The organism is Chryseobacterium foetidum (assembly GCF_025457425.1).
GTDB classification, from domain to species: Bacteria; Bacteroidota; Bacteroidia; order Flavobacteriales; family Weeksellaceae; genus Chryseobacterium; species Chryseobacterium foetidum.
This window is the reverse complement of record NZ_JAMXIA010000001.1, coordinates 2,671,488-2,684,040: the sequence shown is the minus strand read 5'-3', so window position 1 is coordinate 2,684,040 and position 12,553 is coordinate 2,671,488. Positions and strand designations below refer to the sequence as shown.

Sequence of the window (12,553 nt, the reverse complement as noted above, 5' to 3'; positions counted from 1 at the left end):
GCTTTTTTGTAAGAGTATGATTTTTGCTGTTCAACTCACACCAACATTTTTTGCCTAAATTTTAAACTGAAAACTAAACTGAAAACTTATGAAAACTATATTTATTTTAATTCTGACGTCGATGAGTCTACTGCTTCCGGCACAATGCCAGATTACGGGCGCATCCACAGTAAAAGTTGGCGACAGTATTCAGCTCATGTCCAACACCGCTGCAAAATGCATCGACTGCTACAGATGGAACGTATCTTCTGATGAATTCCTTTCCATACAATCTTCCGGTGAAGGAAAAATTACACTGAAAGCGCTGAAGGCTGGAACTGCAAATATTAATCTTACTGTAGAAACCGCTCACGGCAAACTGAACTGCGAAAAAGATTTAGAGATTCAAAATCATTCGCAGGTAAAAGAGAAACAGTGCGATATTGAAATTTCTGATTTTAAGGATGTTAAAGTTGATGATACCACCATGTCTTTTTTCCCTAATAAGATGTCGCAGAAATATTCTTATTACTGGCAGGCTATCTATGCAGACGGTTCTACCAAAGAATCTGAAGAAAAAATTCCACAATTTCCCAACAGTCCTGCAGCCATCATTAATACTGTTTCCGTGAAGATTACCAACAAATCTTTAAATTGTTTTTCAGTTATCACCCGAACGTACGGTGAAAAATTCTGGTTTCCAAAAGTGGATAAGGTTGAACAGAGGAAATACATTCAGGAAAGTTATCAGCAGATTCAGAATAAAAATAAGTAATCCCTTTCACAAAGTTTAGTCAAAAATAAATTATGTTAAGTCGCAATAAAGGTTCAGCATAAAATTAAAAAAGCCAGTATTCATCAGTCAAATCTGAAATTTTTGACAAGTGAAATTCATATATTATGTTAAATGTTTTTAAAGAATCATAAAAAATCGCGTTTTGATAGAGAAAGGAAAGATTATTGTTAGCTAATAATTACCCCTTAATAACCACTTTTTAGAATAGTTAATATGATGCGATTGAGTTATGAGAAGATATTTTGTGGTTTTTATCAGCCTTTATACAATTTTTTTACTTTATATGATGTTTTTTGCTTCGGGAAGAGAAGCTTCAGAGGTATCGTATTTACAGATGCGACCGTTTATTACAATCCAGCATTTTTTTACAGATGACGTAGACAGCGAAGCATTTTTAGTCAATATTATAGGAAATGTTTTTGTTTTCAGCCCTTTTGGATGGTTAGGATTATGTGTCAGAAGATTCAACTCTCTGGTACCTATTACAGGATTTTTTTTGGTGGTGATCACCATAATTGAATCAATTCAGTATATTTCCGGAAGAGGTGTTGCAGACATTGATGATGTATTTCTTAATACGTTAGGAATGTGTATAGGATTTATCCTTTTTAAATACGCGACGTGGAAAAATATTGCCAACATCAGGTTTCACTTCGAACTTCTGGAAGACAGAAAGTCACTTAAAACGGCTTAAGTATAACCTTTAAAATTATTTTTTACTATAAAAAAAGCTTGAAATGTAATATCTCAAGCTTTTTTGTTATGTTAAATCAGAAAAATTTTACGAGAAGAAAACTCCCGTTCTGAATCTTTCTTTATTCAGTTTCTTGCTCACTGCCAAGCCCCAAAGTATGAACTCTTTCAGGAAAAGATGGTCTTTCTCATCTGTTTCGGGTCTGAACTCATTAATTAAATCATCCAAAGGGGTGATGAGATTAAGCTGTTTTGTGAAATTTTCGTCCGATGAATTGTCGGTAATTTCAAGAAAACCTTTATCATCCAAAAACCATTCGATAATACTGTCATAAGGCGTTGCAGCATCTTTTTTCTGCAGCTTCTCAATTTTCGGAAACAGTACTCCAAATAAAGTGCGGACTGCGTTGTCGATCAGTAACTCAGCGATGGCTTCAGCACCTTCCTGTTCGCCTTCGTAAACCAATTCCACTTTTCCGGTAATGGCGGGAATAATTCCTACAAAATCGCTCAATCGCACAGATGTTTTTTCATCACCCGTAATCAAAGCTCTTCTTTCAGCCGTACTCAATAAGTTTTCGAAAGCCGTGATGCTCATTCTCGCACTTACGCCACTTTTAGCATCAACATATTCGCTTTCCCTTGCTTCAAAATTAATCTGTTCAAGCAGATCTTTAGCCAATTCAGGAACGTAGACAGTTTCATTCTGACGGTCATCAAGCGAAGATTCATATTTCGTAATCTCTTTTGCCGTCTGAATATTTTCAGGATAATGCGTTAAAATCTGAGAACCAATTCGGTCTTTTAAAGGCGTAACGATACTTCCTCTATTGGTATAATCTTCAGGATTTGCCGTAAATACAAACTGAATATCCAAAGGCATTCTCACCTTAAATCCTCTGATCTGAACATCGCCTTCCTGCAGAATATTAAACAGAGAAACCTGAATTCTTGCCTGAAGATCGGGAAGCTCGTTGATCACAAAAATACTTCTGTTGGCTCTGGGGATCATTCCGAAATGAATCACTCGGTCGTCCGCATAAGACAGTTTTAAATTGGCAGCTTTAATAGGATCTACATCACCAATCAAATCTGCAACTGTAACATCCGGCGTAGCCAGTTTTTCGAAAAATCTTTCATCGCGGTGAAGCCATTCAATGGGTGTGTTGTCGCCTTCAGATTTAATTAACTCTTTAGCAAATCTTGAGATCGGATTTAAGGGATCATCATTGATTTCACTTCCTGCCACGAACGGAATCCATTCGTCTAAAAGTTTGGTCATCATTCTCGCCAATCTGGTTTTCGCCTGACCTCTCAAACCTAAAAGATTGATATTATGTTTGCTTAAAATTGCCTGCTCCAGTTGAGGAATCACAGTATTTTCATATCCGAAAATACCTTCAAAAACATTTTCTTTATTGAGTATTTTCTTTTTTAAATTATCTCTTAATTCATTTTTGATACTTTTTACGGTATAGCCTGATGCTTTTAATTCACCTAAAGTATTTATTTCCGGTTTTGATGTCATCTTTTTAAAATCTGTTTAATATTGAATATTTTTAATGCTCATTCACATAAAAAAAATTAACGAATTCTCTTTTTTCTGTTGGTTTCATAATCTTCAAAAATCATCTGCCCCAAACCATTCAGGCCAGTATAAAAAGCTTTTCCCTGATTGGCTGCAGTAAATTCACTTACAAAATGCTGCAAATAAGGATCCTGAGCGATCATAAAAGTAGTCACCGGAATATGCAAACGCCTCGCCTGAGCCGCCATGTTGTAGCATTTCTGAACTACATATTCATCCAGACCAAATGAATTTTTATAATAAGTTCCGTCTGATTCTCTTATGCAGCTGGGCTTTCCGTCTGTGATCATGAAAATCTGTTTATTGGTATTTCTTTTTCTTCTGAGAATATCCATCGCCAACTGTAATCCCGCAACCGTATTGGTATGATACGGACCGACCTGCAGATATGGAAGCTCCTGAATTTTCACCGGCCACGCATCATCACCGAAAACAATAATATCCAAAGTATCTTTCGGATACCTTGTTGTTATGAGTTCTGCAAGAGCCATAGCCACTTTTTTGGCTGGAGTAATTCGGTCTTCACCATATAGAATCATACTGTGACTGATGTCAATCATCAGCACTGTGCTCATCTGCGACTGATGAATGCTGTCTTCCACAATCAGATCATCCTCAGTCAGATGAAAATCTCCAATTCCGTTATTAATCTGAGCATTTTTAAGACTTTCGGTAATAGATATCTTTTCTACCGGATCACCAAAATTATAATTTCTGAATTCTCCGGTGCTGTCTTCACCTGTTCCGCTTTTATTGGTTTTGTGATTTCCAGTACCACTTTTCGCAAGGTTTCCGAAAATCTGATTAAGCGCCTGCTTGCGGATGTTCTGCTCCATTTTCGCACTTAAACCAATGCCGGTTCCACTACCGTCAGGACGAATTTCTTCTCTGATGTAACCTTTCTTTTTAAGATCTTCAATAAAATCCTCGATGGTGTAATCGGGAGTAGTCAGTTTATATTCGTCATCCAGCATTCTGAGCCAGTCTATGGCTTCGTCAAAATCCCCTGAAGTATGGGTGAGCAGATCTGTAAAGATTTCCAGCAGCCGGTCAAACAACGAAGATTCAGGTGCAGTATAGTTTCCAAATCTGAAACCGCTTACAATTCTTTCTTTCATAAGATAAAGTTACAACATTCAGCATCAGCATTGCGAATGATTTAGTCTATTTAAGTATTTGTTAATAGAAATTAACGGTCTTGTAAAAGCAATGATATACTATTGTTAGAATTAGGCAGCAAGAAAGGTTATAATTTTTCTCAGGAGCTTATTCCTGCTATCCGCTGTATCTTTTTTGTCGTCGGCTCCTGTCGGTCATTTATCTATTCTTTCAAGACAAAAAAGGATGCCGCTTTTATCAGGGCTAGGGAAGCGCGCTAGGAAGAATATTTATTGCTGAGAAGAAAAAGTTCTATGAGTAATGAGTAATGGGTAATGGGTAATGATGGATGATGGATGATTGATGTCGGGTGCTGGGTGATGGGTGATTGATGATGGGTGATGGATGATTGATGATGGATGATGGATGATTGATGATTGATGATTGATGATAGACGCCACAGACATATCATTTTTTTTTAATCAAAAGCACGGTAAAAGCTTTCTGTGAATGGTTTATTGTCTGCCAGCTAAGATTTTGATTCCTGGCAGCAGCCGTATTGTGTATCTTCAATTTTGAATCTTAAATGTTAAATTTGAATTCCGCATCCCGCACTGATGATTGGTGAATGATGAATGATGAATGATATTAGGTGCTGGACTCCACAGATATATCATTTTTTTTTACGATTGTCCGTTTTTGATTATAATCTAAGATCAGCAGTAACTTTGTCATTCCGTAGGAATCTCAACACATTAAAATTTAGCAGCTTAGATTCCATCGGAATGACAATCAAACTTTTAAAAACTAGGTTATTACTAATTAAGGATATTCATTTTTTTTAATCAAAAGCACGGTAAAAGCTCTCTGTGAATGGTTTTATTGTCTGCCAGCTAAGATTTTGATTCCTGGCAGCAGCCGTATCCCGTATCTTCAATTTTGAATATAAAATCCCGAATTTTAAATTCTAAATTTTCAATTTCGCATCCCGCACTGATGAATGATGAATGATATTGGGTGTTGGACGCCACAGACATATCATTTTTTTTAATCAAAAGCACGTTAAAGGCTTTCTGTGGATGGTTTATTGTCTGTCAGCTAAGATTTTGATTTCTGCCAGCAGCTATATCCCGTATCTTCAATGTTGAATATTAAATCCCGAATTATAAATTCTAAATTTTGAATTTCGCATCCCGCACTGATGATTGATGAATGATAAATGATGAATGATATTGGGTGTTGGACGCCACAGATATATCATTTTTTTTAATCAAAAGCGCGGTAAAAGCTTTCTGTAAATGGTTTATTATCTGCCAGCTAAGATTTTGATTCCTGCCAGCAGCTATATCCCGTATCTTCAATTTTGAATACGTACCTCGAATCTTGAATCTTGAATATTAAATTTTGAATTTTGTATCCCGCACCCCGTATCTCGCATCCCGAACCTTGAACCTTGAATATTGAACCTTGAACCTTGAATATTGAATCTTAAATCTTGAATTTCACACCCCGCATCCCGCATCGGGCACCCCGCATCAAAACAAAAAAATCCCCAATCAAATAAATGATTGAGGATTTGAATAAAAAACTGGCGGCGACCTACTCTCCCGCTTTCGCAGTACCATCGGCGCTGGTGGGCTTAACTTCTGTGTTCGGAATGGGAACAGGTGAGCCCCACCGCTAAAACCACCCTAAAGGCTGTATATAACGTAGGGATGTACTGTGGTATAATGTATAAAGTATGTAAGCGTTGTGCTTTACTCTGTACATTGTACTTTCATACATTCTACATAATTTTATCGATAAAAACATTCACAAAGAGAGAACCTGAGCGGCGCGGATTAACGCTGCCAATTAGGCTATAAATCTACGGGTAATTAGTACTACTCGGCTATGCTGTTACCAGCTTTACACCTGTAGCCTATCAACGTGGTCATCTCCCACGACCCTTAAAAGATGTCTCATCTTGAGGCGAGTTTCGCACTTATATGCTTTCAGTGCTTATCTCTTCCAAACGTAGCTACTCAGCGGTGCTCCTGGCGGAACAACTGATACACCAGAGGTTTGTTCAAATCGGTCCTCTCGTACTAGATTCAAGCCCTCTCAAACATCTAACGCCCGCAATAGATAGAGACCGAACTGTCTCACGACGTTCTGAACCCAGCTCGCGTGCCACTTTAATGGGCGAACAGCCCAACCCTTGGGACCTTCTCCAGCCCCAGGATGTGACGAGCCGACATCGAGGTGCCGAACCTCCCCGTCGATATGAGCTCTTGGGGGAGACTAGCCTGTTATCCCCGGAGTACCTTTTATCCTATGAGCGATGGCCCTTCCATACGGAACCACCGGATCACTATGTCCTGCTTTCGCACCTGATCGACTTGTAGGTCTCACAGTCAAGCACCCTTATGCCATTACACTCTACGCACGGTTACCAAGCGTGCTGAGGGTACCTTTGAAAGCCTCCGTTACTCTTTTGGAGGCGACCACCCCAGTCAAACTACCCACCACGCAGTGTCCTTCAATTAAGAAGTTAGGCTCCAAGTAAGTAAAGGGTGGTATTTCAACGTTGACTCCACAAACACTGGCGTGCCTGCTTCATAGTCTCCCACCTATCCTACACATTACTTACTCAAAGTCAATACGAAGTTATAGTAAAGGTTCACAGGGTCTTTTCGTCCCATTGCGGGTACTCGGCATCTTCACCGAGACTACAATTTCACAGAGCTCATGGTTGAGACAGTGCCCAGATCGTTACACCATTCGTGCAGGTCGGAACTTACCCGACAAGGAATTTCGCTACCTTAGGACCGTTATAGTTACGGCCGCCGTTTACTGGGGCTTCAGTCAAACGCTTCGCATTGCTGCTAACGCCCTTCCTTAACCTTCCAGCACCGGGCAGGTGTCAGACCCTATACTGCATCTTTCGATTTTGCAGAGTCCTGTGTTTTTGATAAACAGTCGCCTGGGCCTTTTTACTGCGGCCACCATTGCTGATGGCGTCTCTTCTCCCGAAGTTACGAGACTATTTTGCCTAGTTCCTTAACCATGATTCACTCTAGCACCTTAGGATTCTCTCCTCGACTACCTGTGTCGGTTTATGGTACGGGTTGCTTCACTTCGGCTTTTCTTGGAAGCACTTTCCCTACAGCAACTTCGCCCGAAGGCTAGGTCTTGACTATTCCGTCAGTCTCCAGTAAGTACGGCACTCCGTCCCCTTTTTAGTGTGAGCAAGTATGGGAATATTAACCCATTGTCCATCCACTACCCCTTTCGGGTTCGCGTTAGGTCCCGACTAACCCTCAGCTGATTAGCATGGCTGAGGAAACCTTAGTCTTTCGGTGAGCGGGTTTCTCGCCCGCTTTATCGTTACTTATGCCTACATTTTCTTTTCTGTCCGCTCCACAATACCTCACAGTACTGCTTCGGCGCAAACAGAATGCTCTCCTACCAGATACAGTCCCGTGACTGTAAATCCATAGCTTCGGTAATATGTTTATGCCCGATTATTATCCATGCCGGACCGCTCGACTAGTGAGCTGTTACGCACTCTTTAAATGAATGGCTGCTTCCAAGCCAACATCCTAGCTGTCAATGCAGTCCAACCGCGTTGCTTCAACTTAACATATATTTGGGGACCTTAGCTGTTGGTCTGGGTTCTTTCCCTCTCGGACATGGACCTTAGCACCCATGCCCTCACTGCCGACCATCATTTATTAGCATTCGGAGTTTGTCAGGAATTGGTAGGATTTGACTCCCCCGCATCCAATCAGTAGCTCTACCTCTAATAAACTGTAAATCGACGCTGCACCTAAATGCATTTCGGAGAGTACGAGCTATCTCCCAGTTTGATTGGCCTTTCACCCCTACCCACAGGTCATCCGAAGACTTTTCAACGTCAACCGGTTCGGTCCTCCACTTTGTGTTACCAAAGCTTCAACCTGCCCATGGGTAGATCACAAGGTTTCGCGTCTAATCCTACTAACTATGCGCCCTGTTCAGACTCGCTTTCGCTCCGGCTCCGCACCTGAAGTGCTTAACCTCGCTAGTAAAATTAACTCGTAGGCTCATTATGCAAAAGGCACGCCGTCACCCAACTTGTGGGCTCCGACCGCTTGTAGGCGTACGGTTTCAGGTTCTGTTTCACCCTTCTATTCGAAGTGCTTTTCACCTTTCCTTCACAGTACTTGTTCACTATCGGTCTTTCAGGAGTATTTAGCCTTGGAGGATGGTCCCCCCATATTCAGACAGGATTTCACGTGTCCCGCCCTACTCATTTATCACTTTAATATGCCTTTCATATACGGGGCTATCACCCTCTTTGGCTGTTCTTTCCAGAACATTCTATTAAACATATAAAAGCTTTTGGGCTAATCCGCGTTCGCTCGCCACTACTTACGGAATCTCTTCGATTTCTTTTCCTCAGGGTACTTAGATGTTTCAGTTCTCCTGGTTTGCTCTCCTTGCGGAGTGACATGTCTTCAACATGCCGGGTTGCCCCATTCGGACATCTCGGGATCAATTCGTGTGTGCCAATCCCCCGAGCTTTTCGCAGCTTACCACGTCCTTCTTCGCCTCTGAAAGCCTAGGCATCCGCCATACGCCCTTAACGATTTCTTTCCTAATTTGTTGATTAGTTCAGTATTTTTTAATCAGCATTGCTGCCAATAATATTTTTGTAAACTCAAGCGCTTTTCCGCGCCCGGTTTTCTCTTTGTGATATCTTTACCGTTAATGTCAATGATCTTTTCTCTACTTCTGATCTAATTCGCAAAATATTGTTTTTGGCTCTATCTGCTTTTTAAAATTAAACCATCGGTGATGGTGGAGAATAAGGGAGTCGAACCCTTGACCTCCTGCGTGCAAGGCAGGCGCTCTAGCCAGCTGAGCTAATTCCCCTCTAGTTTGATTTGAGATTTGATATTTGAGATTTGATATTCAGACTTAACGAATTTCAAATTTCAAACCTTCAATTTCAAATCACTTAAATTAGTAGTCTCGGGCAGGCTCGAACTGCCGACCTCTACATTATCAGTGTAGCGCTCTAACCAGCTGAGCTACGAGACTTTGTTATGAGTGATGATTAATGAGTTATAATTGATATTTTCATACCGCATATTTCATTTTCATTCCCAATCTCTTATCCCTTATACTAATTTCTAGTGGGTTTATGTTTTTTATAAGTGATAAATGATGATTGATGTATGATGTTTTATCACTGATCAATTATCTTTTATCATTCATATATATACCAACCAAATAAAAAAACTAAAGCTAAAAAACTTTAAATAAGTACAATGTACTTGCGTACTGTTTTTGTTTAACGTCGAAAGACGCTCTAAAATGAGATGTTCCAGCCGCACCTTCCGGTACGGCTACCTTGTTACGACTTAGCCCTAGTTACCTGTTTTACCCTAGGCAGCTCCTTTTACGGTCACCGACTTCAGGTACCCCAGACTTCCATGGCTTGACGGGCGGTGTGTACAAGGCCCGGGAACGTATTCACCGCGCCATGGCTGATGCGCGATTACTAGCGATTCCAGCTTCATAGAGTCGAGTTGCAGACTCCAATCCGAACTGAGACCGGCTTTCGAGATTCGCATCTTATCGCTAAGTAGCTGCCCTCTGTACCGGCCATTGTATTACGTGTGTGGCCCAAGGCGTAAGGGCCGTGATGATTTGACGTCATCCCCACCTTCCTCTCTACTTGCGTAGGCAGTCTCACTAGAGTCCCCAACTGAATGATGGCAACTAGTGACAGGGGTTGCGCTCGTTGCAGGACTTAACCTAACACCTCACGGCACGAGCTGACGACAACCATGCAGCACCTTGAAAATTGTCCGAAGAAAAGTCTGTTTCCAAACCTGTCAATTCCCATTTAAGCCTTGGTAAGGTTCCTCGCGTATCATCGAATTAAACCACATAATCCACCGCTTGTGCGGGCCCCCGTCAATTCCTTTGAGTTTCATTCTTGCGAACGTACTCCCCAGGTGGCTAACTTATCACTTTCGCTTAGTCTCTGAATCCGAAAACCCAAAAACGAGTTAGCATCGTTTACGGCGTGGACTACCAGGGTATCTAATCCTGTTCGCTCCCCACGCTTTCGTCCATCAGCGTCAGTTAAAACATAGTGACCTGCCTTCGCAATTGGTGTTCTAAGTAATATCTATGCATTTCACCGCTACACTACTTATTCCAGCCACTTCTACTTTACTCAAGACCTGCAGTATCAATGGCAGTTTCACAGTTAAGCTGTGAGATTTCACCACTGACTTACAGATCCGCCTACGGACCCTTTAAACCCAATAAATCCGGATAACGCTTGCACCCTCCGTATTACCGCGGCTGCTGGCACGGAGTTAGCCGGTGCTTATTCATACTGTACCTTCAGCTACCCTCACGAGGGTAGGTTTATCCCAGTATAAAAGAAGTTTACAATCCATAGAACCGTCGTCCTTCACGCGGGATGGCTGGATCAGGCTCTCACCCATTGTCCAATATTCCTCACTGCTGCCTCCCGTAGGAGTCTGGTCCGTGTCTCAGTACCAGTGTGGGGGATCACCCTCTCAGGCCCCCTAAAGATCACTGACTTGGTGAGCCGTTACCTCACCAACTATCTAATCTTGCGCGTGCCCATCTCTATCCGCCGGAGCTTTCAATATTAAATGATGCCACTTAATATATTATGGGATATTAATCTTCCTTTCGAAAGGCTATCTCCCTGATAAAGGCAGGTTGCACACGTGTTCCGCACCCGTACGCCGCTCTCTCTGTCCCGAAAGACAAATACCGCTCGGCTTGCATGTGTTAGGCCTCCCGCTAGCGTTCATCCTGAGCCAGGATCAAACTCTCCATTGTATGTTTGTCTGACTCACTCAAAGTTTCTTAATTACGCTTTAGTTTTTCCTTATTTTTTGGTTGTTATATTGTATCTTCAATGATCTCTTCTCTTCCGCTTTTTAACCGGGCTACTTTTCTGTCAGTTTCGCCCCGCATTTGCGTGTGCAAAAGTAATAAGTTATTTTAACATGACCAAATGTTTTTTCAAGAAATTTTAAAGTTTTTTGACGACCTTAATTTTCTTACCTTTTCACTCAATCTCTAACTTCTGCGCTTCCCCATAATTGGGTCTGCAAATATACAACTGTTTTTTATTCTTGCAAATTTTTCAGCTGATATTTTTTCTGAAGTTTTGTTCTTATCTTTATCCTCCTGCGCTACTTACTTCCTTCCGTTTTCAGTGGTGCAAAAGTAGAAACTTTTAATATCCCCACCAAACTTTTATTCATATTTATTTAACATAATGTCACAACACGCTGGTTAAGTGTGGGAAAAGTTGTGGGAAGATGGGAGATGGAAGATAGGAGATGGAAGTTGGGAGATGGGAGTTTTAGGGGTGCGGGGTTGGAGGGCTTTAGTGGTTGAGTTGGTTAGTGGTTGAATTGGAGAGCCGGAGAGTGAAGGGATGATTGATTTCAGGGTACGGGGTGTGGCAATGTTGTGGCGGGGAGGTTATTGTGGGCGTCTTTGTTGATAGCACTCCTATGGAGTGCGAAGGTTTTGGAATGTTGTTTCTACGCAGATCACACTCCTACGGAGTGCAATGGCGGCAGGTGTGATTTTGATATACGGATTTTTGACAAACATGGTATTCCTGACAGGTGGCGGGCAGGAAGGCTGTGATTTTCTGTGGGTACGGGCGGGACGCCCGCAACAGCGGACAAAAAGATTTGAGATTTGAGATTTGAGATTTGAGATTCGGGGTGCGGGTTATGGATTACGGGCTGCGAAATGAAGGTGACGAGTTGTTTGGGTTTTGAAAATAGAGAGTTTTTGCTGCAGTAATTTTTTTTGTGGGTACGGGCGGAACTCCAAAACGAGCGAGTGGCATTCCTAAAATGTGCTGGTTAGGGAAACTGTCTTTATCTAAGTGGGTACGGGTGGGACGCCCGCACCAGCGGTGAGAGTTTTACTTGATGTTGTTATACTTCGATTCTTAAAAGAGTAATTTTTGCGTGGGAGTAACCACCCCAGTCTAAAATCTGCGATTTTTGACATCCCCTCCAGAGGAGAGGAATGGTTCAATATGGTATTATTATAACGGGAGATTGTTTTTTACTGCTGATGGAAATTTAAGTATTGGAAAACGGGCGATTAAAATTGTGGTTTTAAGTTGTGGATGCGTGATTGGATTGTAAAAAAGTTTAAAAAAGTAAAATTACTGAAATTACGTTATTACTTATTGCTTATTACTTATCAAAATACAGTCGTTCTAAAGAAGCAAAATCGTAACTAGCCCCGATGGAAACGGCATCCTTTTTTGTGGCTGACGGAATGAAATGGAGGCTGCCGCAAAAAAGATATAGTGGACAGCGGGTTCCCGGCTCCTGAAAATTATG

General features: G+C 41.5%; 5 protein-coding genes, 2 tRNA genes and 3 rRNA genes. 2 read left to right on the top strand and 8 right to left on the bottom strand.

Annotated elements, in window-relative coordinates; genetic code table 11:
- Positions 1 to 88 precede the first annotated feature (88 nt).
- Both NG809_RS12535 and NG809_RS12530 read left to right on the top strand, forming a co-directional pair.
- The gene (locus tag NG809_RS12535; RefSeq protein WP_262151117.1) at positions 89 to 754 is read left to right on the top strand and encodes a hypothetical protein; all 666 of its coding nucleotides are present in this window, start codon (positions 89 to 91) and stop codon (positions 752 to 754) included.
- A 250-nt stretch (positions 755 to 1,004) separates the two neighbouring features.
- Complete coding sequence (locus tag NG809_RS12530; RefSeq protein WP_262151116.1) at positions 1,005 to 1,469, top strand: VanZ family protein; 465 nt, start codon at positions 1,005 to 1,007, stop codon at positions 1,467 to 1,469.
- Positions 1,470 to 1,556: 87 nt separating this feature from the next.
- Here the strand turns inward: NG809_RS12530 and NG809_RS12525 are convergent, their stop codons facing one another.
- The 8 genes from NG809_RS12525 to NG809_RS12490 all read right to left on the bottom strand — a co-directional run bounded on the left by NG809_RS12525 (position 1,557) and on the right by NG809_RS12490 (position 11,012).
- The gene (locus NG809_RS12525; protein WP_262151113.1) at positions 1,557 to 2,996 is read right to left on the bottom strand and encodes a sigma 54-interacting transcriptional regulator; all 1,440 of its coding nucleotides are present in this window, start codon (positions 2,994 to 2,996) and stop codon (positions 1,557 to 1,559) included.
- Positions 2,997 to 3,052: 56 nt separating this feature from the next.
- Entirely contained in the window at positions 3,053 to 4,174 is a 1,122-nt protein-coding gene (locus tag NG809_RS12520) for a vWA domain-containing protein (RefSeq protein ID WP_262151112.1), read from the bottom strand.
- 270 nt (positions 4,175 to 4,444) lie between these two features.
- Positions 4,445 to 4,621 carry a hypothetical protein gene (locus tag NG809_RS12515; RefSeq protein WP_262151110.1) on the bottom strand — a complete coding sequence of 59 codons (177 nt, stop codon included), beginning with the start codon at positions 4,619 to 4,621 and terminating at the stop codon, positions 4,445 to 4,447.
- A 1,119-nt stretch (positions 4,622 to 5,740) separates the two neighbouring features.
- Positions 5,741 to 5,848, bottom strand: a 5S ribosomal RNA gene (rrf, locus tag NG809_RS12510).
- Between the two features lie 163 nt (positions 5,849 to 6,011).
- Positions 6,012 to 8,774, bottom strand: a 23S ribosomal RNA gene (locus NG809_RS12505).
- Positions 8,775 to 8,976: 202 nt separating this feature from the next.
- Positions 8,977 to 9,053 (bottom strand) — tRNA-Ala (locus tag NG809_RS12500).
- Positions 9,054 to 9,147: 94 nt separating this feature from the next.
- Positions 9,148 to 9,221, bottom strand: a tRNA-Ile gene (locus NG809_RS12495).
- A gap of 274 nt (positions 9,222 to 9,495) precedes the next feature.
- A 16S ribosomal RNA gene (locus NG809_RS12490) occupies positions 9,496 to 11,012 on the bottom strand.
- The 16S, 23S and 5S rRNA genes sit together here with 2 tRNA genes alongside, the layout of an rRNA operon.
- Between the last annotated feature and the right edge of the window lie 1,541 nt (positions 11,013 to 12,553).